This is a genomic window from Mesorhizobium sp. M0968 (genome assembly GCF_040319065.1).
GTDB lineage: Bacteria > Pseudomonadota > Alphaproteobacteria > Rhizobiales > Rhizobiaceae > Mesorhizobium.
This window is the reverse complement of the sequence record NZ_JAMYNL010000008.1, coordinates 139,918-165,115: the sequence shown is the minus strand read 5'-3', so window position 1 is coordinate 165,115 and position 25,198 is coordinate 139,918. Positions and strand designations below refer to the sequence as shown.

The 25,198-nt window shown below is 63.2% G+C and carries 25 protein-coding genes and 2 pseudogenes; 12 read left to right on the top strand and 15 right to left on the bottom strand.

What is annotated here, in order from left to right:
* Nucleotides 1-40 precede the first annotated feature (40 nt).
* The 3 genes from NKH67_RS16885 to NKH67_RS16875 are packed head-to-tail and all read right to left on the bottom strand — an operon-like array spanning nt 41 to nt 3,896.
* Nucleotides 41-1,006: a substrate-binding domain-containing protein gene (locus NKH67_RS16885; RefSeq protein WP_352835774.1), complete on the bottom strand. Its 966-nt coding sequence runs from the start codon at nt 1,004-1,006 to the stop codon at nt 41-43.
* Nucleotides 1,003-2,316 (bottom strand): ABC transporter permease, encoded by a 1,314-nt coding sequence (locus NKH67_RS16880; protein ID WP_353031348.1) that lies wholly within the window; start codon nt 2,314-2,316, stop codon nt 1,003-1,005. The genes NKH67_RS16885 and NKH67_RS16880 overlap by 4 nt, the downstream gene beginning before the upstream one ends.
* Nucleotides 2,313-3,896: a sugar ABC transporter ATP-binding protein gene (locus tag NKH67_RS16875; protein WP_353031346.1), complete on the bottom strand. Its 1,584-nt coding sequence runs from the start codon at nt 3,894-3,896 to the stop codon at nt 2,313-2,315. Before NKH67_RS16875 ends, NKH67_RS16880 begins: the two co-directional genes overlap by 4 nt.
* Nucleotides 3,897-4,113: 217 nt before the next feature.
* Here NKH67_RS16875 and NKH67_RS16870 point away from each other — a divergent pair, with 217 nt between their 5' ends.
* Nucleotides 4,114-5,133: a LacI family DNA-binding transcriptional regulator gene (locus NKH67_RS16870; RefSeq protein WP_254815864.1), complete on the top strand. Its 1,020-nt coding sequence runs from the start codon at nt 4,114-4,116 to the stop codon at nt 5,131-5,133.
* A 254-nt stretch (nt 5,134-5,387) separates the two neighbouring features.
* A complete protein-coding gene (locus NKH67_RS16865; RefSeq protein ID WP_353031344.1) occupies nt 5,388-6,011 on the top strand; it encodes a L,D-transpeptidase in 624 nt (207 codons plus the stop codon).
* A 157-nt stretch (nt 6,012-6,168) separates the two neighbouring features.
* On the opposite strand, the gene NKH67_RS16860 is transcribed toward NKH67_RS16865, so the two are convergent.
* The 3 genes from NKH67_RS16860 to NKH67_RS16850 form a co-directional block, all read right to left on the bottom strand.
* Nucleotides 6,169-7,170 (bottom strand): LLM class flavin-dependent oxidoreductase, encoded by a 1,002-nt coding sequence (locus NKH67_RS16860; protein WP_352814003.1) that lies wholly within the window; start codon nt 7,168-7,170, stop codon nt 6,169-6,171.
* A gap of 154 nt (nt 7,171-7,324) precedes the next feature.
* Entirely contained in the window at nt 7,325-8,485 is a 1,161-nt protein-coding gene (locus tag NKH67_RS16855) for an AI-2E family transporter (RefSeq protein ID WP_352977473.1), read from the bottom strand.
* A 133-nt stretch (nt 8,486-8,618) separates the two neighbouring features.
* Nucleotides 8,619-9,680, bottom strand: a complete 1,062-nt coding sequence (locus NKH67_RS16850) for an LLM class flavin-dependent oxidoreductase (protein WP_353031342.1) — start codon at nt 9,678-9,680, stop codon at nt 8,619-8,621.
* Between the two features lie 228 nt (nt 9,681-9,908).
* On the opposite strand from NKH67_RS16850, the gene NKH67_RS16845 reads away from it, so the two are divergent.
* Nucleotides 9,909-10,337 carry a DUF6481 family protein gene (locus NKH67_RS16845; protein ID WP_023718183.1) on the top strand — a complete coding sequence of 143 codons (429 nt, stop codon included), beginning with the start codon at nt 9,909-9,911 and terminating at the stop codon, nt 10,335-10,337.
* A gap of 82 nt (nt 10,338-10,419) precedes the next feature.
* Here NKH67_RS16845 and NKH67_RS16840 read toward each other — a convergent pair.
* A pseudogene (locus NKH67_RS16840) lies at nt 10,420-10,726 on the bottom strand (DMT family transporter).
* A gap of 153 nt (nt 10,727-10,879) precedes the next feature.
* The gene (locus tag NKH67_RS16835; RefSeq protein ID WP_013528464.1) at nt 10,880-11,005 is read right to left on the bottom strand and encodes a hypothetical protein; all 126 of its coding nucleotides are present in this window, start codon (nt 11,003-11,005) and stop codon (nt 10,880-10,882) included.
* Nucleotides 11,006-11,220: 215 nt separating this feature from the next.
* Here NKH67_RS16835 and NKH67_RS16830 point away from each other — a divergent pair, with 215 nt between their 5' ends.
* From NKH67_RS16830 to NKH67_RS16820, 3 genes are all read left to right on the top strand, one after another.
* A complete protein-coding gene (locus tag NKH67_RS16830) occupies nt 11,221-12,030 on the top strand; it encodes a transglutaminase-like domain-containing protein (RefSeq protein WP_353031340.1) in 810 nt (269 codons plus the stop codon).
* A 123-nt stretch (nt 12,031-12,153) separates the two neighbouring features.
* Entirely contained in the window at nt 12,154-13,116 is a 963-nt protein-coding gene (locus tag NKH67_RS16825; RefSeq protein ID WP_353031338.1) for a cation diffusion facilitator family transporter, read from the top strand.
* 67 nt (nt 13,117-13,183) lie between these two features.
* Entirely contained in the window at nt 13,184-13,588 is a 405-nt protein-coding gene (locus NKH67_RS16820; protein WP_353031336.1) for a GFA family protein, read from the top strand.
* Nucleotides 13,589-13,627: 39 nt separating this feature from the next.
* Here NKH67_RS16820 and NKH67_RS16815 read toward each other — a convergent pair whose 3' ends face one another.
* Entirely contained in the window at nt 13,628-14,890 is a 1,263-nt protein-coding gene (locus tag NKH67_RS16815; RefSeq protein ID WP_352835755.1) for a DNA recombination protein RmuC, read from the bottom strand.
* A 103-nt stretch (nt 14,891-14,993) separates the two neighbouring features.
* On the opposite strand from NKH67_RS16815, the gene def reads away from it, so the two are divergent.
* Genes def through truA form a run of 4 tightly spaced genes read left to right on the top strand, consistent with a single transcriptional unit; the run spans nt 14,994 to nt 17,750 of the window.
* Entirely contained in the window at nt 14,994-15,524 is a 531-nt protein-coding gene (gene def / locus NKH67_RS16810) for a peptide deformylase (RefSeq protein ID WP_352539945.1), read from the top strand.
* Between the two features lie 16 nt (nt 15,525-15,540).
* Nucleotides 15,541-16,470 carry a methionyl-tRNA formyltransferase gene (gene fmt, locus NKH67_RS16805; protein ID WP_352814130.1) on the top strand — a complete coding sequence of 310 codons (930 nt, stop codon included), beginning with the start codon at nt 15,541-15,543 and terminating at the stop codon, nt 16,468-16,470.
* A complete protein-coding gene (locus NKH67_RS16800) occupies nt 16,467-16,976 on the top strand; it encodes a GNAT family N-acetyltransferase (protein ID WP_352919951.1) in 510 nt (169 codons plus the stop codon). The genes fmt and NKH67_RS16800 overlap by 4 nt, the downstream gene beginning before the upstream one ends.
* Nucleotides 16,977-16,994: 18 nt before the next feature.
* Nucleotides 16,995-17,750, top strand: coding sequence for a tRNA pseudouridine(38-40) synthase TruA (gene truA, locus NKH67_RS16795; protein WP_352977482.1), 756 nt, complete (start codon nt 16,995-16,997; stop codon nt 17,748-17,750).
* On the opposite strand, the gene NKH67_RS16790 is transcribed toward truA, so the two are convergent.
* A complete protein-coding gene (locus tag NKH67_RS16790) occupies nt 17,732-18,340 on the bottom strand; it encodes a transporter (RefSeq protein ID WP_352455970.1) in 609 nt (202 codons plus the stop codon). The two genes, truA and NKH67_RS16790, sit on opposite strands and share 19 nt — an antisense overlap.
* A gap of 2 nt (nt 18,341-18,342) precedes the next feature.
* Nucleotides 18,343-19,542 (bottom strand): succinyl-diaminopimelate desuccinylase, encoded by a 1,200-nt coding sequence (gene dapE / locus NKH67_RS16785; protein ID WP_352819590.1) that lies wholly within the window; start codon nt 19,540-19,542, stop codon nt 18,343-18,345.
* Nucleotides 19,543-19,672: 130 nt separating this feature from the next.
* Here dapE and NKH67_RS16780 point away from each other — a divergent pair, with 130 nt between their 5' ends.
* A complete protein-coding gene (locus tag NKH67_RS16780) occupies nt 19,673-20,704 on the top strand; it encodes a 2-dehydropantoate 2-reductase (protein WP_353031334.1) in 1,032 nt (343 codons plus the stop codon).
* On the opposite strand, the pseudogene NKH67_RS16775 reads toward NKH67_RS16780, so the two are convergent.
* The 4 genes and pseudogenes from NKH67_RS16775 to dapD form a co-directional block, all read right to left on the bottom strand.
* Nucleotides 20,694-21,241 (bottom strand): annotated as a pseudogene (locus NKH67_RS16775) (GGDEF domain-containing protein). The gene NKH67_RS16780 and the pseudogene NKH67_RS16775 overlap by 11 nt on opposite strands.
* Before the next feature lie 887 nt (nt 21,242-22,128).
* Nucleotides 22,129-22,917, bottom strand: coding sequence for a hypothetical protein (locus tag NKH67_RS16770; RefSeq protein ID WP_352455973.1), 789 nt, complete (start codon nt 22,915-22,917; stop codon nt 22,129-22,131).
* 21 nt (nt 22,918-22,938) lie between these two features.
* The gene (locus NKH67_RS16765) at nt 22,939-23,316 is read right to left on the bottom strand and encodes a DUF805 domain-containing protein (RefSeq protein WP_352455974.1); all 378 of its coding nucleotides are present in this window, start codon (nt 23,314-23,316) and stop codon (nt 22,939-22,941) included.
* Between the two features lie 30 nt (nt 23,317-23,346).
* Nucleotides 23,347-24,201, bottom strand: a complete 855-nt coding sequence (gene dapD / locus NKH67_RS16760) for a 2,3,4,5-tetrahydropyridine-2,6-dicarboxylate N-succinyltransferase (RefSeq protein ID WP_023677474.1) — start codon at nt 24,199-24,201, stop codon at nt 23,347-23,349.
* A 145-nt stretch (nt 24,202-24,346) separates the two neighbouring features.
* Between dapD and NKH67_RS16755 the strand changes: the two genes are divergently transcribed.
* Nucleotides 24,347-25,186, top strand: coding sequence for an LOG family protein (locus tag NKH67_RS16755; protein ID WP_352455976.1), 840 nt, complete (start codon nt 24,347-24,349; stop codon nt 25,184-25,186).
* Nucleotides 25,187-25,198: the final 12 nt, after the last annotated feature.

The following is a 25,198-nucleotide window of genomic DNA, read 5'->3' as shown; positions in this document are numbered from 1 at the left end:
TTCCTGCCGGGCGCTGAACGCCCGGCAGGAAAGCCTCGTCTCAGAGGCCGTTGTCCTTCAGGATCTGGGCGGCATTTTCCTTGGTGATCTTCTCCGTCGGCAGGGTGATGGTCTTTTCCACTTTCTCCCCGTTCAGGAACTTGATCGCCTGCCGCAGCCCTTCGGCGCCCGGCGTCACATAAGTGAACGTCGCCGTCAGCTCGCCATTGGCGACCAGCTGCACGCCTTCATTGGGCAGGCCGTCGATGCCGATGAACTTGATGTCCTTCTCACGTCCGACGTCCTTGGCGGCAAGATAGGCGCCATAGGCCATCGGATCATTGTGGCCGTAGACAAGATCGATTTTCTCGTTGTTGCGCAACGCCGTCGCCATGATGTTGTAGGCCTGGTCCTGCTTCCAGTCGCCCGACTGCTGGTCGAGCAGGTATTTTATGCCCGGCTCCTTGTCGGTGAATTCATGGAAGCCGTCATGGCGGTCGTGTGCCGGCTGGGTGCCCATGCCGCCCCAGATCTCGACGACGTTGCCGGCGGCCTTGCCCTTGCCGCCAAGCAACTCGACGGCATATTCCCCGGCAGCCCGGCCGATCAGCTTGTTGTCGCCGCCGACGAACTGCGTGTAGTCGTTGGTTTCGACGTTGCGGTCGAGCACGAAGACCGGGATCTTGGCATCGATCGCCTGCTGCACGACACCGGTCAGGCCGGCGGATTCTTTCGGTGATACCAAGAGCGCATCGACCTCCTGACGGATAAGGTTTTCGACATCGGCGACCTGCTTCTCGGTCTTGTCCTCGCCGTCGGTGATGATCAGCTCGACTTCCGGATGCTTGGCCGCTTCGGCCAGGATGTCCTTGTTGAACTGGGCGCGCCAGGGTTCGATGGTCGTCACCTGCGAGAAGCCGATCTTCCACTTCTTGTCCTGCGCATGGGCGCCGCCGGCAAGCATGGCGGTCGTGGTCAGGAGTGCCGCTGTCAGCCCGGCGAGCTTCAACAATTCACGTCGTTTCATTTCTTGTTTCCTCCAATATTCAGAGACGCGGTCTCTTGCGACGGCCGCTTTGCCGCGGCCGTTTCCTTGTGCGCTTGCCCGCCGGGCAGTCGCAAATAGAAGAGAAGATCACCGGCATTGCGCTCCTGTACGAGCACGGTACCGATGATGATCATCCCCTTCAGCACCAGCTGAAGGTTCGAATTGATGTTGTGCAGCTGCAGGATGTTGGAGAGCAGCCCGAAGATCAGCACGCCGCAGAACGTCCCGGTGAGGCTGCCGCGTCCGCCCATCAGGCTGGTGCCGCCGATGACCACGGCGGCGATCGCGTCGAGCTCCAGCCCGGCGCCGGCATCAGGCTTGCCTTGCCGGTATTGCGCGACATAGAGCACCGCCGCGATGCCGGCCAGCAGCCCTGACACGGCATAGGTGGCAATCTTGACGCGGCCGGCGGCGATGCCCGACAGCCGCGCCGCCTCCTCATTGCCGCCGATCGCATAGACATAGCGGCCAAACGGCGTGAAGCGCAGCACGGCGCCGTAGATCAGGATGGCGCCGAGGAAGAACAGACCCGGCATCGGGATCACGCCGAACACCAGCGAGCGCAGCATTTCGAAATCGGCCGTGGCGTTCGAGCCGGTATAGACCGGCAGCACCGCATTGTTCTGGCCGGCGGTCAACCGGGCGATGCCGAGCGCCGTGACCATCATCGCCAGCGTGACGATGAAGGGCTGCAGCCGCCCGGCGACGATGATGAAGCCGTTGAGCGCACCGAACAGCAGGCCGACGCAAGGCGCCACCAGCAACACGCCGAGCACGCCGAATTTTGAGCCCACCTGCGGCAGCAGGAACCACAGCACCAGACTGCACAGGATCACCCCGACAATGCCGGGCGTCACCAGCCCGCGAACGCTGTCCAACCTGATTTCGTGCATGGCCTGCGCGCCGGCGCGGGATTTTTCGATGTTCAGCAGGATGAAACGAGTGACGAGAATGCCGAGGCAAAGGGCTGCCAGGGCAACTGTCGGCACCCCCAGCACCACCGCCGGCGTCACGCCGGGGACCGTCAGCAGCATGGCACAGACGACCGTGCAGATAGCCATCAGCGAGCCGACGGAAAGGTCGATACCGCCGGTGATGATCACCGCAGTCATGCCGGTGGCAATCAGCCCGGTGGTCGACACCTGGCGCAGCACATCGAGCAGGTTGCCGTAGGACAGGAAGATGTTGTTGCCCTTGGAGCTGATCGGCGAGCCGAGCACGCCGATCAGGAAGATGGCGATCAGGCCCCAATAGAGCTTCGTCCGGGACAGGATATGCAAAATGCTCATGCGGCAGGCCTCGTCATCGTCCGTCGCGGCGCCGCAAGCCGCATGATGGCCTCCTCGCTGGCTTGCGCGCGGGATAGGATTCCCATCTGGCGGCCGTCGGCCATGACCAGGATACGGTCGGAAAGATGCAGCAGCTCCGGCAATTCCGAGCTGATGACGGCGATTGCCAGCCCGTCTCGCGCCAGCTTGAAGATGAGATCGTAGATTTCCCGCTTGGCACCGACATCGATGCCGCGTGTCGGCTCGTCAAGCAGCAGCACCCGCGGCCTCGTCGCTAGCCATTTGCCGATGACGACCTTCTGCTGGTTGCCGCCGGACAGCGTGCCGGCCGGCTGCTCGACGGTCTCGCAGCGAATGCCGAGCGCCTTGACGGCGTCCCGTGCCAGCCCTTGCTCACCGGCCAACGAGCGCACGCCGAACCGCGCCAGGGCGCCGACCAGCGGCAGCGCGACATTGTCGGTGATCGAGGCCTCGAGATGGAGGCCCTGCGTCTTGCGGTCTTCCGTGACCAGGGCGATGCCGAGCCGGCGCGCATCGCGCGGCGAACGGATTTCTACTGCCTCGCCATCGAGCCTGATCCCACCGCCGGCACGTCCGCCGCTGGACCCGAAGATGGTTTCCAGGATTTCGGTACGGCCCGAGCCCAGCAGCCCGCCGATACCGAGGATTTCTCCTGCGGCAAGATCGAAGCTGACGCCATCGAGCACGGTGCGCCAACCATTGCGATTGGGCTTCGACAGCGACAGCTCGCTTACGGACAGGACCGTGTTGCCACCGGGGATGCGGTGCTCCTGGGAGGAAGCAAGCAGGTTTCGCCCGACCATCGCCGAAATTATGGCGTCTTCGTCGAGCTTGTCCATCGCCCGCGTCAGGACGTGGCGTCCATCGCGAAACACGGTGACGCGGCTGGCCAGATGCATGACCTCGTCGATGCGGTGCGAAATGTAGACGATCGCCACGCCGCTGTCGGCGAGCTGGCGGATGATGCGGAACAGCCGCTGGCATTCGGCCGGCGAAAGCGCCGAGGTCGGCTCGTCCATGATCAGAATGCGCGCCGACATCGACAGCGCCTTGGCGATCTCGACCAGCTGCTGTTCGCCGACGCGCAAGGCACCGACGCGCGCATCCGGGTCGAGCTCGATGCCGAGCCTTTGCAAGAGCGCGCCGGCAGCGCGGCTGCTCGCCTTGCGGTCGACGATCAGCCCGGCGATCAGCTTCTCGCGGCCGAGAAAGATATTGTCGGCGACGCTAAGTTCGGGAACGAGGTTCAGCTCCTGGTGGATGATGGCGATGCCGGCGCGCTCGGCTTCGCGGACGCCGGCAAAGCGCACCGGATGGCCATCGATACTGACCGTTCCGTTATAGTCCGTATAGACGCCGGACAGGATCTTCATCAGCGTCGACTTGCCGGCGCCGTTCTCGCCCATCAGCGCATGGACCTCGCCGCGCCGCAGTTCGAAGCCGACATCGACAAGCGCGGCGATACCGCCGAAGGACTTGGAGATGTGCTCGGCGCTCAGCACGATCGCCGAGCCGTCCGCCACAACGCCTTGCGCAGGGATGGAATTGCCGTGCTGCATGATAAGGACGGCCTCCCTCCGTCGTCACCGAACACCTCAAACGCTAATCTAAACGTTTCGATCATGTCAAGGCAATATCTGGAGCCTGAGATTGTTCCATTTCAATTCTTGCTTAAAATCATAAGATTCCGTACGTATTGCTACCGTGGAGTGGTGAAACGTTTCGAAAATGACAGCGTCAGGACGAAAAAAGCAGCGCAAATTCACTGCCCCGACTATGCTTCATGTGGCCGAGGCCGCGCGTGTTTCCGTGGCCACCGTATCGGCGCTGATCAATGGCACCGCGACCGTCAGCCCCGAGCTCAGCCAGCGCATCGAACAGGCGATCCGCGACATCGGCTACAAGCGCAACGCCATTGCCCGCAGCCTGAAGATGGGCACCACACGCACCATCGGGCTCACCGTCCCACACATCACCAATCCGTTCTTTACCGACGTGGTTTCGGTCATCCAGCAGGCTTTCGACAGGGCCGGCTACGCCGTCATGCTGTGCTGCACCGACGAGCACCTGAACACGCAGGACGACCAGATCAGGCTGCTGCTCGACCGCATGGTCGACGGACTGATCGTCGCGCGTGTCGGTGACGGCGCGATCCTCAAACGGATTGTCGACGACGCCAATGTGCCGGTCGTGCTGCTCGACCGTGTTTGCCAGGGTGTCGACACCGATGCCGTCGTTCTCGACAATCAGCGCGCGGTGTTCGACGCCATCACTTATCTGATCGATCTCGGCCATCGGCGCATCGGCTACATCTCCGGCTCGTTCGATATCTCGCCGATGCATGACCGCATGGCGGGATACCGCGAGGCCCTCCAGGCCGCCGGCCTGCCGGCCGAACCCGAGCTCGTCCGCTTCGGCAACTTCCACGAAGTCGATGGCTACAACGCCACCATGCAGCTGCTTTCGCTGCACGACCGGCCGAGCGCCATCTTTTCGGCCAACAACCCGATGGTGATCGGCACCATGAAGGCCATTCGCGATATCGGCCTGTCCTGTCCGGAGGATATTTCCGTCGCTTGCTTCGACGATTTTCCGTGGTCGGATGTGTTCCGGCCGCAATTGACCACGGTCGCACAGCCCGTGCAGGCGATCGGCGAACAGGCGGCCAATCTGCTGCTCGACCGGCTCGCCGGAAACAGGGATGCGCCGCCGCGCAAGCTGACGCTCAAGGGACGCTTGATGATCCGCAATTCATGCCGTCCGCTAGGTGCGACTGCGCAGAGCGTCAGCGCGTAGCGCGTGGGCTCTGTTCAGAAACTTTGCAATGCCGGACGGACAGCGCTCCCTCTGTCCTGCCGACCCCAGGTCTGCGCAGCCACTACGGGGGTTCGTCGTTCAAAAACCGAGCAATTGAAGGACGCGGCGCCGATCGGGCCAAGTGGCCAACAATTAGCCAGCCGACAGTCAGGAAAATCTTGGCAATCGAAGCATGTCGGATTAGGAATATGACGAGATGCGACAGATCGTTCACACGGGCGCCGGCTTGAGTCATGCGCGTGAAATCGATCCTAATCGGGCTGGTACTTGCTGGGATGGCCGCATTCTCCGGCTGCACCACCGGCGGAGCGTTACAGACCTTTCCCCAGGCCTATGGCGGCCTCACCGACGCCGGTTTTCGCGTTCCGCCGGTTCCGATCTACAAGGTTGACCAAAAGTTCCATCGGCAGACAGTGCCTTATGCGACTGAAGAGGCGCCGGGCACCATCATTGTCGATACAGGAGCGAAGTTCCTCTACTACGTGTTGGGAGACGGTCAGGCGCTGCGCTACGGAATCCGCGTCGGCAAGGCGGGCTTCGAGTGGCATGGCACTGCTCACGTTGCGAGGAAGCGCGAATGGCCGGATTGGAGCGCGCCGTCTGCGATGATCGTGCGCGAGCAGAAGCGAGGCCGCATCATACCGGCCCATATGGAGGGCGGACTCATGAACCCGCTCGGGGCGCGGGCGCTCTATCTTTTTAACGAGAAAGGTGACACTGGATATCGCCTGCACGGTAGCCCTGAATGGTGGTCCATCGGCAAAGCTGTGTCGGCGGGCTGCATTCGCCTCATGAACCAGGACATCATCGATCTCTATGACCGCGCCACAATCGGCACCAAGGTGATCGTCATTTAGTGGACGCCGCGTTTCCCGCTAACGGACGAGCATGACGGATCGAAAACCTTCGCGCAAAACGCGCGAAATTGTTCGCTATGTCTTCGCACACCCGTTCGCGATGTTCCCTGCCTAAGGCCGGCCTTGCCCGCAACAGTGGCAAGTGGCGAACCAACTCTCAGGCAGCTTCCGACAGCGATTTGTGGGCGTCGGCCAGGATCTCGAACGAGCGCACCCGCGCCGCATGGTCGAAAATCTGCGCTGTGACCATCAACTCGTCGGCGCCTGTCCGGCGCACAAACGCCTCGATGCCTTGCCTGACTGTTTCGGGAGAGCCGACGACGGCGCAGGAAAGCGCTTGGCCGAGCATGGTCTTGGCCATTGGATCGAGGTCGCGCTCATATCCTTCGACCGGCGGCGGCAATCGGCCGGGCCGGCCGGTGCGCAGATTGACGAAGGCCTGCTGCAGCGAGGTGAACAGCAGCCGCGCCTCGGCATCGGAAGGAGCGGCGAAGACGTTGAGGCCGAGCATCACATAAGGCTTGTCGAGCTGCTCCGAAGGCTGGAAACGCGAGCGGTAGATCTCCAGAGCATGGTCGAGCTCGGCCGGCGCAAAATGCGAAGCGAAAGCGTAGGGCAGGCCGAGCATGGCGGCAAGCTGCGCGCCGTAGAGGCTGGAACCGAGAATCCAGATCGGCACCTTTTCGCCTTCGCCGGGCACCGCGCGGATGCGTTGGCCGTCTTCGGCCGGCTGCAAGTAACCCATCAGCTCGACGACGTCCTGCGGGAAATTGTCGGCGCCAGCGTCGAGGTTACGGCGCAGCGCCCGTGCCGTGGCCATGTCGGTGCCGGGCGCCCGGCCGAGGCCGAGATCGATGCGGCCAGGATGCAGAGCGTTGAGCGTACCGAACTGCTCGGCGATGACCAGCGGCGAATGATTGGGCAGCATGACGCCGCCGGCGCCGACGCGTATCGTATCGGTGCCGCCGGCCACATGGGCAATGACCACCGAGGTGGCAGCGCTGGCGATGCCCGGCATATTGTGGTGCTCTGCCAGCCAATAGCGCCGGTAACCCAGCCGCTCGGCATGACGGGCGAGATCGAGCGAATTGGCGAGTGACTGTGAAGCGTTGCTGCCTTCGACGATCGGCGACAGGTCGAGAACGGAAAGAACGGTCATCGGCGCGGGTTTCCTGTGGGCCGAAGGGATGTAGGAAGCCGTTGCCGAGGTGGCAAATTCAAAATGTTGATGGAGCGCTGAGGGCACAACGGACGTGCGACCGATGCAAGGTCGTGATCTGCCCCATCGGGGACGCTTTTGACCCTTTAAGCCGCTACTTTTTCACCTCGGGAATCTCTTCGTCCTCGATCGCTGCCGTGTGCTGCGCCGCCAGGAAATTGCCGACATGGCTGAGACCGTCGAAATGATCGCAGAACACCTTGATGACGACCAGCAGCGGCACCGCCAGCAGCGCGCCGACGAAACCCCACAGCCACGACCAGAAGGCGATGGCGATGAGGATCGCCACTGCGTTGATTTCGAGACGGCGCCCGACCACCGTCGGCGTCACGAACTGGCCTTCGACGATGTAGCATAGAACGACGAAGGCCGGCGCCAGCAGCGCGTAGGAAATCGTGTCGAAGCTTATCAGCGCAATGATCGTGACCAGCGTGATGGTGATTAACGCTCCGATATAGGGCAGGAAATTGAGCAGAGCCGCTGCCGCGCCCCAGACCTGCGCGTTTGGCACGCCGAGTGCCCACAGGCCGAGCCCGATGACCACGCCGAGACATGTATTGATGATCGTGACGGTAAGCAGATAATGCGAGATTTCACGTTCGACGTCGTAGACGACACGCAGTGCCCGCTTCTTTTCGCTGAGACTGGGGAAGGATTGGACGATCTTTTCATAGAACATCGTGCCGGAGGCGAGCAGGAACAGCGACAGGACGAAGACGATGGTGACGCTGGTGCCGGCCGACAGTACATTGCCGGCGGCCTGCGAGAGAATACCGGATGGCGCCATCGCCACCCTCTGAACGCCCGGCTCCTGGGATGTCTGCGTCAGTCCCTCTATCTGACGCGAAACCTCCACGATCCTTTCGAACGGACGGCGCAGTTGTGCCAGACGTTCGGTAAGCTGCTGGCCGATCGTCGAGGTGTTGTTGATGAGATCGATGACCGGGCCGCTGAGCAGATATCCCGCGACGGCGACGAGGCAGAACGAAAGCAGCACCAGCAGTGTCGCTGAAATGACATCGGGCATGCCATGCTTGCGCAGGAAGCGAACGATCGGCGTCAGCGTCAGCGCCAGCAGGAAAGCCAGAATGACTGGCATGAAGAAGGCGCGGGCGAAGTAAAGCGCGTAGATCGCCATGAGGATGAAGATGCCGACGAGCAGCGAACGCATCAGATGCGCATCCGCCCGCGCCTCGACGCGCGGATCCGGGCTTTCGGCAGCGCTTGCGCCCGAAGCGTCGGGTTCGGCTTTCATTCTGACCCTCGGCGGCACACCGCGATTGGTGCAGACCGTTGGCGAAAACGCCTCTGTCGCTTCAAGGTTCCGTTAGCCGGCGTCACCGGCCAGGCCGCCTCGCGGCCTTGCCGGTGAATCAGGTGACTGGGAATCAGGCAACCGGCGCCGCCACGGCGGGAACGGCCTTCGCAGTTTCCCGGCGCACGATCGGCGCCACTTTGGTTCCGTAGAGTTCGATGGCCTTCATCACCTTGGCGTGCGGCATGGTGCCGATCGCCATTTGCAGCAGGAAGCGGTCGTTGCCGAATATCCTGTGCTGGGCAATGATCTTCTCGGCCACCTGTTCTGGATTGCCGACGAACAGCGCGCCGTTTGGACCGCGCGATTGGTCGAAATGCGCCCGCGATGTCGGCCCCCAGCCGCGCTCGCGGCCGATGCGGTTCATCACCTCGGCCTGCGGCCCGTAAAAATCGTCGACTGCCTGGTCCGTGCTGTCGGCAATGAAGCCGTGCACGTTGAGACTGGTGGCAAGGCTTGCCGGATCGTTGCCGGCGCGCCTGGCTGCATCCCTGTAGATCTCGAACAGTGGTGCGAACCGCGCCGGCTCGCCACCGATGATCGCCAGTGCCAGCGGCAACCCGAGCACGCCCGCGCGGGCGACGGATTGCGGTGTTCCACCGACGGCGATCCAGATCGGCAATTTGTCCTGCAAGGGCCGCGGGTAGACGCCGCGGTCGTTGATCGGCGCGCGCAGACTGCCCGACCAGGTCACCTTGACATGATCGCGGATGGCGAGCAGCAGGTCGAGCTTCTCGGCGAAGAGCTCGTCATAATCTTCGAGATTGTAGCCGAACAGCGGAAAGGACTCGATGAACGAGCCGCGCCCGGCCATGATCTCGGCACGGCCGCCGGACAGAAGATCGAGGGTGGCAAACTGCTGGAAGACGCGCACCGGATCGTCGGAGGACAGCACGGTGACAGCGCTGGTCAGCCTTATGCGCTTGGTCCGTTCGGCCGCCGCCGCCAGCGCCACCGCCGGAGCCGAGGCAGCATAGTCGGGACGGTGGTGCTCGCCGAGACCAAAGACGTCCAGCCCGACCTGGTCGGCGAGCTCGATCTCCTCGATCAAATTGCGCAACCGCTCATGCGCACCGATCGCACCGGGACCCGGTTCCGGGCTGACGTCGGCGAAGGTGTAGAGACCGAGTTCCATACTGTCATCCCAGCGTTTTGTCTTGGCGCTACACGTAGCGATCAGTCCGCCGCCCCGCCAGATGCCTGGATGGTGAACAGTGCGGGTGCCTTTCAGCCGAATTCAATCGAAATGGCGTCTCCCGGCTGCAACAGATCAGAATTTCATGGCTGGCATACCGTTTTGGCGCTTGAACTCTCGGTTTTCGCGCGTATGTAAGCGTCGCAAATTGACTTCAGGGAAGTGGACTTGGCTATCTATAGGGAAAAAGACGTTTTCGAGCGGCGCAATGCCGCAAACGAGGCAAAGAAGGCGCTTCTGGAGCGCTTCAAGGCAAAGCCGGCGGCAGATGATCCAGCGGTGCTGGCACGACAGGCCGAGCGCAAGGCAATCCTCGAGGCCCGCGCTATACGTGAGGCCGAAAAGGCCAGGCTGAAGCAGGAAAAGCTGGCGCGCGAAGCGGCCGAAAAGGCCGAGCGCGAGGCAGCTGCCGAAGCGGCACGCATCGCCGCGGAAGAAGCCGCACAGGCCGAAGCGAAGATCCGGGAAGCTGAAGAGAACGAGCGCATCGCCCGTTTTCTTGCCGACGAGGCCGAACGCAAGGCCAAGCGTGACGCACGCTATGCCGCGCGCAAGCAGCGCACCGGCAGGACGCCGCCCGGCTTCTCCGCGCGATAGCGCCTTCCGGCACTGATCAGCCGAATTCAAGAATCAGGGCCGCCTTGCAGCGGCCCCGAACGCGTTCGTCTGTCAGAATCGGCTAAGCCGCGAGCTTCAGTCCCATGATGCCGCAGACGATTAGCGCGATGCAGGCCAGCCTGATCGCCGTCGCTGGGTCGCCGAGCAGCCATATCCCCAACAGCGCCGTGCCGACGCCGGTCCACACCGCGTAAGCGGTGCCGACCGGCAACGCCTTCAGCGCCAGGCCGAGCAAGGTCAGGCTGACGATCATCGAGGCTACCGTCAGGACGGTTGGCAGCGGCTTCGAGAATCCGTCGGTGTATTTGAGGCCGATCGCCCAGCCGATCTCGAACAGGGCCGGCGAGGAACAGGAAAACCGACGACATCGGAACGCTCCGTTTCGATGGCTTTCGGCCGATTTCTTGAAAAGCGCAAAAATTACCTTCGCCGCATCCAAGGGGATGCGCGTGAGCTTAATGAACAATCATACCGGCCGCGTTTGCGGCCGGTCGAAATAAGCCGAAACGGTAGCTGCGGCTCTACTTGTCCTTCAGCTTCATCGCCTTCACCGGCGGTGCCTTCAGGGCCGGCGCCGGAGCCGGTTTCTTCGCGTCCTTCTTCGGCTTGCGGGCCTCCTTGCCTGCCTTCATCGCACCCTTAGCCATGATTCGTTCCTCCAGTTGATATCTGGCGAAGTGAAACAAGAGAAAACGTTCGACTGCAAGAGGCCGCTGCCGTGCAGTCGCCTGGCCGATGGGCTGTCAACCGGTTTCTAATTCCCTCGTAAACCGCAGCGGTCCGTGCCATGGTCTTCTTCGCACTGCAGCATCAGCCCTCGCGTTTCGCCGGCTGATGATCAGGCAGGCCGGTCAGGACGACAATGCGGATCCACATCGGTTGCCAGATGAGCTTCGACTTCCCGCAGGAAACACCGCTGATCGCGATGCTAAACGTCCATTATTCGCGCGCGTCCGATCTTGAGCGGCCGGACTTCCTGACGTCGAACCCGCCGGTGCCGATCGAGAGCTACCGCGACAGTTTCGGCAATTGGTGCAACCGTCTCGTTGCGCCGGCCGGGCGCTTTGCGTTCGGCACCGACGCGGTCATCCGCGACGCCGGCTCCTTCGAGACGCGCGAGCTGACGGCATGGCAGCACGAGGTGCGCGATCTGCCGTCGGAGACGCTGCTGTTCCTGCTGCCCAGCCGTTATTGCGAGAGCGACGTGCTGTCGAATGAAGCGTGGCGGCTGTTCGGCAGCACCCCGCTCGGCATTCCGCGCGTCCAGGCGGTCTGCGACTTCGTCCATAACCACATCGTCTTCAACTATTTCAATGCACGGCCGACGCGCACCGCCGCCGAGGCCTATCGCGAGCAGAGTGGTGTATGCCGCGACTTTGCTCACCTCGCTGTTGCCTTCTGCCGCGCCCTGAACATTCCGACCCGCTACTGCACCGGCTATATCAGTGATATCGGCCTGCCAAAGCCGTGGTCGGACATGGATTTCGCCGCTTGGATGGAGGTCTATCTCGGTCGCCGCTGGCACGCGTTCGACCCGCGCAATAACGCGCCGCGCATCGGCCGCATCCTGATTGCCTCCGGACGCGATGCCGCCGATGTGCCGCTGACCCACATTTTTGGGCCGGGCGCGCTGGCTGGCTTCAAGGTCTGGACGGACGAGGTCGTCGAATAGCCCCGCGCCGCCCTTTTGAACAACCGACCTTGTGAACAACTGGGCACTTCGGGCGTTGTGGGGGACTGTGGAGCGTGGGCGGGCGCTCCGCCAATCTCGGTGCATCAACCAGGGCAGCACACCATGGCGGCGCATGGCGGGTCGAAAAAAGTGATCTATGCGGCGCTCGCCGGAAATCTTGCGATCGCAGTGACCAAATTTGCCGCTGCCTTGTTCACGGGCAGCTCGGCAATGCTCTCGGAAGGCGTCCACTCGCTCGTCGATACCGGCAATGGCAGCCTGCTGCTTTACGGCATGCACCGTGCCGCCCGGCCGGCCGACCGCACGCATCCGCTCGGCCATGGCCGCGAGCTGTACTTCTGGAGCTTCATCGTCGCGCTCCTCGTCTTTGCACTGGGTGCCGGCATATCGTTCTACGAAGGCGTGACGCACATCATGGCGCCGGAGCCGATCGCCAACGCCAAAGTGAACTACGCTGTCCTTGGCCTTTCCTTCCTCTTCGAAGGCACCTCTTGGCTGGTGGCGCTGAAGGAGTTCCGCCACCAAAAAGGCAGCCACGGCTGGCTTGAGGCGGTGCAGCTCAGCAAAGACCCGAGTGTCTACACCGTGCTGTTCGAAGACAGCGCGGCACTTCTCGGCCTCGTTGTCGCCTTCGCCGGGATATCGGCGGCGGAACTGCTGGACATGCCGAAGCTCGACGGCGCCGCATCGATCGGCATCGCGCTCATCCTGGGCGGGACCGCGATCTTCCTGGCGCGCGAAAGCAAAAGCCTGCTGCTCGGCGAGCCGGCTTCGCCCGAGGTGCAAATGAAAGTATTGGCCATCGTCCAGCAGGACCCGGCGGTGCAGCGGGCGAATGGCGTGCTGACGCTGCATATGGGTCCGCAGGAGATCGTCGCCGCTTTGAGCATCGAGTTCGAGGATCATTTGTCGGCGCCGGAGATAGAGACCTGTGTCGAGCGCCTCGAGACGCGGCTGAAGGCGGAGATGCCGGAGGTGACGCGGCTCTTCGTCAAGCCGCAGACCACCGGCACCTGGGAACGCCGGAGCAAAGCCTTGGCGGCGTCCGGAGAGGAACCGGCCTGAGGAAAATGGCTGCGCCATCGGGCAGTCCCGGTTATGATCGCGGGCAAAAGCTCCAGGAGGAACGAAGATGAAAATCGACGGCGCGTGTCATTGTGGCGCCATCACTTACGAGGCCGAGGTCGATCCGGAAAAGACCACCATTTGCCACTGCATCGATTGTCAGAAGCTAACCGGAACGGCCTTTCGCGTCACCGTGCCGGCGTCCGAGGACAATTACAGGGTCACCAAGGGCACGCCGAAGATCTACATCAAGACCGGTTCGAGCGGCGCCAAGCGCGCCCAGGCATTTTGCGGTGAGTGCGGCTCGCATCTCTACGCCACTTCGGCGGGTGAGGGACCGAAGGTTTACGGTATCAGGGTCGGCACGGCACGGCAGCGCGAGCAACTGGTGCCGAGAAAGCAGATCTGGCACCGCTCGGCGCTGCATTGGCTGCCCGAATTCGAAGGCACAACCATCATCGAGGAGCAGTAGCGCCAGACCGGGCCGAAGCCTCCGGTTCCGGCGTAGCTCTCAATCGTCGCCTTCGACGACCCTTAGCCTCAACTGCCCGGTTTTCGAATCGGCGACGCGCGGGCTGCTTTCCGCTTTTGCTCCGCTGCCATTCGAACCAGCGGTGTCCTCCGCCGGCTGCACGCCAAACTCCAGCGCCTCGATCTTTTGTCCGCGCCTGGTCACCTTCGATGTCGAGACAAGGATGTCGTCGATATCCTTGGCCGATTGGCCGAAATGCGTCTGCAATTTGCGCACCCGCTCGTCTAGCCGGGAGACGTCTTCCATCAGCCGGATAACCTCGCCCTGGATCAGGTGTGCCTGCTCGCGCATGCGGGCATCCTTGAGGATCGCCTGGATGACCTGGATCGACAGCATCAAAAGCGATGGCGAGACGATGACGATCCGTGAGCGATGCGCCTTCTGGACAACGGCCTCGAAATTCTCGTGGATTTCGGCGAACACCGATTCCGAAGGCACGAACATGAAGGCGGTGTCCTGCGTCTCGCCCTGGATCAGGTATTTTTCGGAAATATCGCGGACATGCACCTCGATGTCGCGGCGGAAAGCCTGTGCGGCGGTCTTCTGCAGTTCGGCGCCTTCGGCGGCCCGGATGGCATTCCAGGCCTCGAGCGGAAACTTTGCATCGATGGCAAGCGACGGTGCGCCGTTCGGCATCTTCACCAGGCAGTCGGGCCGGCTGCCATTCGACAAGGTCGCCTGGAATTCATAGGCGCCGTGCGGCAATCCGTCGGCGACGATGGCTTCCATACGCGACTGGCCGAAGGCGCCGCGCGTCTGCTTGTTGGAAAGGATCGCCTGCAATTGCACGACCTGGCCGGCCAGCGACTGGATGTTGCCTTGCGCGATATCGATGACCGCCAGCCGTTCCTGCAGCTTGGCGAGGCTCTCATGCGTCGATCTCGTCTGCTCGGTCATGGTCTGGCCCAGGCGGCCGGTCATGGCATCGAGACGCTGGCCGATCGACTGTGTCAGTTCCGCCTGGCGCGCCCCGAACACTTCGGCGATGGCGCCCATGCGGCCCTGCATTTCCGCCTGGCTTGCCAAGATGCCGGCCATCCGCACCTCGGCGTCGCGGGCGTGGTCGGCGGCTTCGGCGGCCGCCACTGCACGCGCCTTGGCCGATCGCCAGAGCGCAACGACGAGCGCCACGAACAGTCCAAGGAACAGCATTGCGCCGAAACCCAGGGCATGGCCGAGCGTGATCGTGGTGGCGCCTAGGCGGGCGACAGGTTCGGACAGGATGGTGGCCAGATCGTTCATGTCGACAGCATAGATGATTCGGTCTGCCAGCACAGATCAAAACGTGAACGACCCGAAGGCGCCCCGGTTGACGCTTTTCCTGCGAGGTCTTAGGTGAGACGCCATGTCGATCAAGCCGCTTATCATCCTTCCCGATCCCGTCCTGCGTCAGGTTTCAAAACCGGTCGAGCGTGTCGACGGGGATTTGCGCAAACTGGCCGGCGACATGCTGGACACCATGTATGACGCGCCCGGCATCGGCCTCGCAGCGATCCAGGTCGGCGAACCCTTGCGCATGCTGGTGATCGACCTGGCCAAAGAGGACGAGACGCCGGCACCGCACGTCTTCATCAATCCCGAAATCCTCGAAAGCTCCGACCAGCGTTCGGTCTACGAGGAAGGCTGCCTGTCGATCCCGGATTACTATGCCGAGGTCGAGCGTCCGGCGGCGGTGCGGGTGAAGTTTCTCGACCGCGACGGCAAGCTGCAGGAGATCGAGGCCGAGGGGCTGATGGCGACCTGCCTGCAGCATGAAATCGACCACCTCAACGGCGTGCTGTTCATCGATTACATCTCCAAGCTGAAGCGCGACATGGTGGTCAAGAAATTCAAGAAGCTCGCCAGGGACAAGGCGCCGGGCAAGATGGTGGGGTAGGCGTCGACGAATGCCCCTGCGTGTCATCTTCATGGGTACGCCCGAATTCTCCGTGCCGACGCTGCGGGCGATTGCCGGGGCCGGGCACGAGTTGGCAGCCGTCTACACGCAGCCGCCGCGCGCCGGCGGCCGGCGCGGGCTCGAACTGACGCCGTCGCCGGTGCAGCGCGAGGCGGAGCGGCTTGGCATCGAGGTGCGGTCGCCGGTGTCGCTGAAGGGCGAGGCGGAGCAGGAAGCGTTCCGCGCCTTAGGTGCCGACGTCGCCGTGGTCGTCGCCTACGGGCTGCTCCTCCCCAAACCCATTCTCGAGGCGCCGCGGCTCGGTTGCCTCAACGGCCACGCATCGCTGCTGCCGCGCTGGCGCGGCGCTGCCCCTATCCAGCGCGCCATCATGGCCGGCGATACCGAAACGGGCATGATGGTGATGCGGATGGAGGAAGGCCTCGACACCGGCCCTGTGGCAATGGTTGAAAAATGTCCCATTGGACCCGACATGACGGCCGGCGATCTGCACGATCGGCTGATGGTCTTGGGTGCTTCGCTCATAGTGCAAGCGCTCGAACGGCTGGAGCGGAATACGCTGACATTTACCACACAGGCGGAGGTGGGGGTGACCTACGCCAAGAAAATCGATAAATCGGAGACTCGCATAGACTGGCTGCGACCTGCCGGCGACGTGCACAACCAGATTCGCGGCCTGTCGCCCTTTCCCGGTGCATGGTGCGAGGCCGAAATCGGCGGCCGCGTGGAACGGCTGAAACTGCTTCGCTCGACGCTCTCGCAAGGCGCCGGCGAACCGGGAGGAATTCTCGATGACCGGCTGACAGTCGCCTGCGGGTCAGGCGCGATCAGGCCGGTCGAAGTTCAACGTGCGGGCGCAAGGCCCATTGCCGCGCAGGAGTTTCTGCGCGGCGCCAAGCTCGAAAAAGGAATGAAATTGTCATGAGCATGATGTCCATACGCGCGGCGACGCCGCGGGACCGCGAGGCGATCCGCCTTGTCGAAGAACACGCATTCGGCCAGCAGACGGAGGCCGGACTGGTCGACGCGCTGGTCACCGGCGGTGATGCCGTCGTCGAACTGGTGGCGGACGAAGACGGGCAAGTGGTCGGCCATATCCTGTTTTCACGGCTTTTCGTGCAGAATGGCGGCAAGAGCTTCCCGGCGGTGGCTTTGGCTCCTTTGGCGGTCGAGCCGTCGTTCCACGGCACCGGCATCGGCGGTGCGCTGGTCCGGGAGGCGCATATCCGCCTGAAGGCTGCTGGCGAGACGCTCGCCGTGGTGCTCGGCGATCCCGCTTACTATGGACGTTTCGGTTACAGCCGCGCCCGTGCAGCGAAGTTCGAGAGCGAGTACCAAAGCGAAGCCCTGCAGGCGCTTGCCTGGGACGAGGCGCCGGAGACCGGCAGGCTGGTCTACGCCTCGGCCTTCGGCTCAGCCCTCGCCGCCTGATTTCGCCTCGATCCGGGAATGCCGCGTTTTCGCCTCGACATCGAATATGACGGCAGTCTCTTCGCCGGCTGGCAGCGCCAGGCCAACCAGCCTTCGGTGCAGGAGGCGATCGAGCGGGCGATCGAGAAGTTCTGTGGCGAGCAGGTTTCGCTGCGCGCCGCCGGCCGCACCGATGCCGGCGTCCATGCGACCGCTCAGGTGGCGCATGTCGATCTGATCAAAGCATGGCCCGGCGACAAGGTGCGCGACGCCGTCAACGCGCATCTGCAAGCGGCCAAGGCGCGCATCGCCATCCTGAAGGCCGCCGTCGTGCCGGATGGCTTCGATGCGCGTTTCTCGGCGATCGGCCGCCATTACCTCTACCGCATCGTCAACCGCCGCGCGCCGGCGGCGCTCGATAAGGGCAAGATCTGGTGGGTACCAAAGCAGCTCGATGCCGGTGCCATGCACGAGGCGGCAAAGGTGCTGCTTGGCCGGCATGATTTCACCACCTTCCGCTCGACCCAGTGCCAAGCCACCAGCCCGGTCCGCACGCTCGACCGGCTGGATGTCAGCCGGGCGGGCGATTTCATTGAGGTCCGCGCTTCGGCGCGGTCATTCCTGCACAACCAGGTGCGCTCGATGGTCGGCTCGCTCAAACGTGTCGGCGAAGGCGGCTGGACTGTTGCCGACCTCAAGGCGGCGCTTGAGGCGCGCGACCGTGCGGCCTGCGGTCAGGTGGCGCCGCCCGACGGGCTGTTTCTCGTCGGCGTCGATTATCCGACGCCTGGCTGATCCGGAACGCTGATCCCGAGCAGCGCCTGCAGGCCGAACAGGACGATCAGCGACGCCACGAACATGCCGGCAAAAACGGCGCTGCCGGTGGCCGCACCCCTGCCGATCGCAACGTTGGTCATCCGCCAGGTCAAGACCATCGACAGCGCGAACAACAGCAGCGACACCAGTCCGGAGACTTCGTTGGCCGATGTCAGGAAAAGCCGGATCAACGCCGATGGCAGCATCATCCAGGCGATGATCGCCGAGGCCCAATTGCTGGCCACGACATAATGGACGAAACGGCCGCCGACGCCGACCCGCGGCGCCACCAGGGCGAGGCCTATGAGCGGCAGCACCCAGGCGCCGATATCGACGGTGGCCAGGCGGATCAACATGCTGAAACGGCCGACGAATGCGTTGGGATCGCCGATCTCGTTGGCAATACCGACCCAGCCGACGATCAGTGCCGGCGCCGCGACGACAATGGCAAAAAAGGAGTTCCAGAAACCGTCCGCCGAAAGGTCGAGCAGGCGAAATCCGTCGGCTTTGCCGAGCATCAGCCGCCAGGCACCGGCAAGCGAAGCGTAGGTTTCATCCGCTGAAAGCATCACTAGGATATGTCCTGCGCAAACCAGTCTTCAACGAAGCGCAGATAAATCTGCGTCAGCGTCTCGAGGTCGGCAATCGCCACGCGTTCGTCGACCATGTGCATGGTCTTGCCGACCAGTCCGAATTCGACCACCGGACAATAATCCTTGATGAAGCGGGCATCGGAGGTGCCGCCGGAGGTAGAGAGCGCCGGCTTCCTGCCGGTCACCGCCTTGATCGAGCCGCCAAGCGTCTCGATCAACCTGTCGTCGCGTGTCAGGAAAACGTGGCTCGGTCCGTCGCGCCAGACGATCTCGTAGTCGACCGGCGTCTTCTTGCCGGCGCGGTATTTCTTGCGTTTCGCCGCCCGGTCGAGGCGGTTGTGGATCTCGGCCTGGATCGTCTCGGCGGTCCATGTGTCGTTGAAGCGAATATTAAAGGTAGCCGCCGCCTTCGCCGGGATGACGTTGGTGGCAGGATTGCCGACATCGATGGAGGTCACCTCAAGATTGGTCGGCTGGAAATCCCTTGTTCCGTTGTCGAAGACGGGGTGAAGCAAGGCGTCGACCAGCGTCACCAGGCCGCGCACCGGGTTGTCGGCTAGCTGCGGATAGGCGGCGTGGCCCTGGCGGCCGTTGACGACGACCGTGCCGGAGAGCGAGCCGCGCCGGCCGATCTTGATCATATCGCCGAGCGCATCGGGATTGGTCGGCTCGCCGACGATCGCAGCATGCCATTTCTCGCCCTTGGCAGCCGCCCATTCGAGCAGTTTCGTCGTGCCGTTGATCGCCGGCCCTTCCTCGTCGCCGGTTATCAGCAGCGAGACCGACCCCTTCGGGCCGCCCTTCTGCGCGATATGTCGCGCTACCGCCGCGACGAAACAAGCAATGCCGCCCTTCATGTCGACGGCGCCGCGGCCGAACATCTCGCCATTGGCGATCTCGGCGCCAAAGGGTGGGTGCGTCCAGGCTGTTTCATCGCCCACCGGCACCACATCGGTATGGCCGGCAAACATCAGATGCGGGCCGTTGCCGGAACGCCGCGCGTAAAGGTTCTCTATGTCAGGTGTGCCGGTTTCGGAAAACACCGGGCGCTCGACGGCAAAGCCGAGCGGCTTCAACATTTCTTCCAGCGCGCTCAGCGCACCGCCTTCGGCGGGCGTCACGGAAGCGCAGCGGATGAGAGCAGCCAGATTTCTGGTCGGATCGGTAGGCAGCGTCATGGGCAAAAGCGATAGTCGAAAGCGCAAGGCCTGTCACGGCCAGACATAAGGGCCAGCCATGCCGCCGACATTATGGTTTTCATGCCGTATAAGTTGCGGCAAGGCCTCTCAACCAGGACAGGGCCATCGCATGATCACGCATGGCAGGACGATCGTAATCGCCGGTGCCGGCAGTATCGGGTGCTACGCCGGCGGCTGCCTGATACTTGCCGGGCGAAAGGTGGTTCTGCTGGCGCGGCCTCGCATCGAGAAGGCGCTGCAAAAAGGTGGATTGCGCATCACCGACCGTGATGGCCGCGACCGATCCGTCAAGCCGGAGGCATTGTCGGTCACCGCCGATCCGGCCGCGGCATTCCCCGGTGCCGATGTCATCCTGGCAACGGTCAAGAGCGGCGCGACGCAGGACATGGCCGGGCTTATTGCGGCCCATGCCCGACCGGATGCGGTGATACTCAGTCTGCAGAACGGCGTCGACAATGCCGATAAATTGCGAGCCCATCTCACCGCCCGGCGGGTGCTCGCCGGCATGGTGCCGTTCAACGTGGTCCAATCGGCGGAGGGCGAATTGCCGCTTCGCCTGCACCGCGCCAGCGGCGGCAAGGTGATGATCGAACAGGGCGCGACAGGGCTTGACGAACTGCTCGACGTCGAGGGCTTTGCCGTCGCCACGCATGGTGACATCGAAGCGGTGCTATGGGGCAAGCTGCTGCTCAACCTCAACAACGCGCTGGTGGCGCTTTCCGGCCTGCCGCTGGCGGCAGAGCTTGCCGATCGCCGCTGGCGGCTGATCCTGGCCGGCCAGATCGACGAAGCGTTGGCGGCAATGACGGCAACAGGCATCGAACCCGCTCGCATCGCCGGCCTGCGTCCCGCGCTGCTGCCGAAAGTGCTTCGCCTGCCCGACTGGCTGTTCAAGTTCTTGGCGCGTCGGATGCTCGCCATCGATCCGGCCGCGCGTTCGTCGATGTGGGATGACCTTCAGCGCCGCCGGCCGACGGAGATCGGCGAACTGCAAGGCGCGGCCTTGCGTTTGGCCGAAAAGGCCGGCACGCCGGCGCCGTTGCTGAAGCGCGTGACGGCATTGGTGCGCGCGGTCGAGCAGGAAAGAGGCGGATCGCCCTGCCTGTCGCCGGAAGCCGTTGTCGCGTCCGTCAGATCGTAGCCCGCACAGGCGCCCAGTAACGGCCCTTGCCGGTGCGCTTGGCTTCGTACAGCGCATGGTCGGAACAGGTGAGCAGGATTTCCGGATCGCCGCCGTCGGCGGGTGCGAAGGCGCTGCCGACGCTCAAGCCGACATGGATGGCGGAACCGACCCCGAGGTCGAAAGGCACCGAGACCTTTTCGATGGCCCGCTTTGCCAGGTAGGTGGCCTCGATCTCCGAGGTTGCGGGCAAAAGGATGACAAATTCATTGCCGCCAATGCGGAAGACCACGTCCCCGGACGGAAGCCCCGCTTCAATCGTTCGGCCACCTTGCGCAGCAGCACGTCGCCGACGGCGTGGCCAAAACGGTCGTTGACGTGTTTGAAACCGTCGAGATCCATGCTGAGCACTGCAAACGGCTTGCCGCCATTAGCGGCCGGCGCCGCAAGGTCGCGGCACATGTCGCGCAATTTCTCCTGCAGGAAGATGCGGTTTGGCAGGCCGGTCAGCGCGTCCTTGATGGCCAGGTCGCGATTGTCCAGTTCGGCGCGGATCATGCGGGCATTGATTGCGTGGTTCTGAAGCAGCACGATGATGACGCCGACCACATAGAACGGCGTTTGAATTCCGACGATCGGCATTCCGGGCGCCGCAGAAAACAATGCACCGACCACGTAAGGCAGGCTTACGGCCAACATGACGAATATGGCGAAGCGCGGGGTCGCCGCATTGCGTGACGACACCACGCCGACGACGCCTGCGACATTCAAGGCGGCAAGTACGGAAAGCGCCATATTCCCGCTGGCAACACAGCCATAGCAGCCGAGGCCGAAAACGACCGACCAGACGCCGCTGGCTGCCATCAGGCCCGCCAGCGGCCCTTTCGAGCCGCGCCTGCGGGCCTGCTCGCATTCCCGCATCAGCAGAACGCGGACGGTGAAAAGCATCAGGTCGGCGGCAATCCAGGCGTAGGGCCACCAATCCCCAGTGGCAAGAGCGGCGCTGACTGCAACCAACAGAACGCTGATGGTGCCGAACAGGACTGCGAATTTGCGGTCGAAGGTGGTGTCGAGAAGCCGGGCGCGGACAGCTTCCGGTTCCAATTTCATCGGCGAAGAGAACCAGGCAAAGAGGCGAGCGGCGGCGCTCCACGTTTTGCGCGGCTCCTTGGTGATCAGGGATAGGTCGCTTGCCAGTCGAGCGCTCCGTGCCGGTCGACACAGTCTTCGCCGGCATGCTGGGCCAGGGTGATTAACATTCGCTTAGAGCATCCGGCGCAAACCGGGCTTTCGGAACTCCCCGCTCCGCCGCTCTGGAGCAATTCCAGGAAAAGTGTGGAACGGTTTTCCGTCTGGGATTGCGTCAAAACAAAAAAGATAGAGCGGTTCGGCGTTTCTGCGAAACGATGAACCGCTCTAGCGGATCTGCCGCCGGGTTGCCGGTTTTAGCTTGCCGGCCCCGGTCGTCTGCGGACTGCAGGCCGGCGCGGCGGGCCCGGCTCGGGATCGGTCTTCGCCGCACGTGCCGGCTGCCCATGAGGGGTTTCGATCAGCGTGATCTTCTGCCAGATCTTTCGCGAGAGGTTCGAAGCCAGGTTCTCGATGTCATTGACGCCGTCGATGACCACGGCGTCATTCACCGATTGCGCGAACAGCGCGGCGATCTTGCCGGTGATCGACAGCATTTCGGAGCAGTAGTCGAGATAGCGGGCAAGGTCGGCGGCGTTGGTGATGCGGGCTGGCGAATGCGCAGTCGGCTTGAAACTGGCTGAAAGCGTTGCCGGATCCTTGGTCAGCTGGTGCATGTCGATGACGTGGATCAGCGACCGCAGCCCGTGGAGCTGGCGAAACACCCGCTTGCGCTTGATCCGCTCCTCGGAGCGAATCAGGGCCAGGAAGCCCAGCACCGCGAGGATGATCATGTTGAGGGAGGCTTCGATGCCTTGCACCGACTGGAAGGCATCGTGGTTTCCCGAGATGCGGCCGAGCGGCAGGATTGTGCCGACGAACAGGAACATCAGCGCTCCGACGACGAAGGCGGCGATGATGAGGCCGCGCAGCCACCAGATCGGCGCCTCCAGCGCCTTGGCTGCCTTTGCCAGATCGCGCGACAGCGACACGAGCTCGGCGGCGACGCCGCGCAAGCCTGCATCGGGAAAGCGCTCGGCGACGCGCCCTTCCAGCCGTTCGGCGGTTTCGAGGATCAGTTTCGGATCAAGCGAGCGGTAGCGCATGACGAAATGTCCGATCGGTGCTCAGGGTTCGGCCGGGGCGTTGGTGCGCTTGCCGTAGCGGTTGGGGCCGGGTTGCCCTGGAAACAGGCAAAGCACGAGGAAAGCGATGATCGAGACAACCGGCACGAACAGCACCAGCGCCGCAACGCCCGGCTTGTCGAGGTCGTGCAACCGCTTGACCGCCAGCACCACGTTCGACCAAAGCGAGGCAATGAAGGCGATGAAGAAAATGAACGACCACATGTTGCTCTCGGTGGTGCCCTCCGGCACCAGCGTGAAACGGTAGAGCGGGAAGGCCTGTATGATGGCCACCAGCAGTCCTCCAAGAAAATAGGCCGCGCGGCTGACGCGGCCCGAAGCTTTGAAGAAAAGCCAGATGAGGTCTGATCTATCAGGCAAGCGAATTCCGTCCGTATTCGTTGAGAAAGATCAATCGCGCAGCAATTCGTTGATCGATGTCTTGGAACGGGTTCTGGCATCGACCCGCTTGACGATGACGGCGCAGTAGAGGCTGGGGCCGGGCTCGTTGTTTGGAAAAGGCTTGCCCGGCAGCGAGCCGGCGACGACGACGGAATTAGGCGGCACCTCGCCGTAGAAGATCTCGCCGGTGGCACGGTCGACGATCTTGGTCGACTGGCCGATGAAGACGCCCATGCCGAGCACCGAGCCTTCGCGAACGATGCAGCCTTCGACCACTTCGGAACGGGCGCCGATGAAGCAATTGTCCTCGATGATGGTAGGGCCGGCCTGCATCGGCTCCAGCACACCGCCGATGCCGACGCCACCCGACAGATGCACATTCTTGCCGATCTGGGCACAGGAGCCGACCGAAGCCCAGGTGTCGACCATGGTGCCGCTGTCGACATAGGCGCCGACATTGACGAAGGACGGCATCAGCACGGCGCCGGGCGCGACATAGGCGGAGCGGCGCACGATCGACGACGGCACGGCGCGGAAGCCCGCCTTCTCAAAATCGACGGCGCTCCAGCCGTCGAATTTTGAGGGCACCTTGTCCCACCATACCGCCTGACCGGGACCACCCTTTATGATCTCCATCGGGGTGAGCCGGAACGACAGCAGCACCGCTTTTTTCAGCCACTGGTTGACGTGCCATTTGCCGTCGGCCTGCCGCTCGGCGACGCGGGCGACGCCCCGGTCGAGCAGGTCGAGCGCCGATTGGATGGCCTCGCGCGTCTCGCCGCGGGTTGCGGTCGAAATCGTGTCGCGTTCCTCGAAGGCGTTCTCGATGATCTCCTCGAGGCTCGCGAGATCGGGCTTCGACATGAATTCGCTCCATTACCAAGCTGTTAAGGGCCGGCGCCTTAACCTGTTTGAAAGTCGCGCGGACCCTATGTGAAGGCTTGGGGAGGGTCAATCGCGGCAGCGTCACGGGACGGCGCAGGTGAATGATTGGACGGGTAAAGCAAATATGACTCCCATGGAAAAGGCGGGATGGACGCCGCTGCCGCATTCGGACGAGGATCTGGAGCGGTCGAGAAGCGTGCCGGACACGCCGCAAACGCGCGCGGAGACATATCGGCTGGCCTGGAACGATCCCGATTTCATGACGCGGCGCGAGTTGCGTGCGGTCAGACTGCAGCTCGAACTGCTTAAACCGGAGATGATCCTGGCCGAGCGCGGCATCCAATCGACCGTCATCCTGTTCGGCGGCGCCCGCATTCCCGAGCCCGGCGGCGAAGCCTGGGCGGCCAAGAACGAGACGCAGAAGAAGAACCTCGAGCAAAACAGCAAATATTACGAGGAGGCGCGCAAATTCGCCCGCCTCTGCTCACAGCAGTCGGCCACCTCGTACTATCGCGAATTCGTCGTGGTGACCGGCGGCGGGCCGGGTGTCATGGAGGCCGGCAATCGTGGCGCCGACGATGTTGGCGCGCCGTCGATCGGTCTCAACATCGTGCTGCCACACGAGCAGGCGCCAAACGCCTACGTGACGCCGGAACTCTGCTTCAACTTCCACTATTTCGCGGTCCGCAAGATGCATTTCGTCATGCGTGCCAAGGCCGTTGCGGTGTTTCCAGGCGGCTTCGGCACGATGGACGAGTTCTTCGAGACGCTGACCCTGATCCAGACCGGCCGCATGGAACGCGTGCCGGTCATTCTGTTCGGCAAGGCTTTCTGGGCAAAGGCGATCGACCTCGATTTCCTCGCCGAGCAAGGCACGATCACACCCGGCGATCAGGATATCATCGATTTCGTCGACACCGCTGACGAGGCCTGGGGGATCGTCAGCCGCTTCTATAAACTTTGACATGCAAGCAAG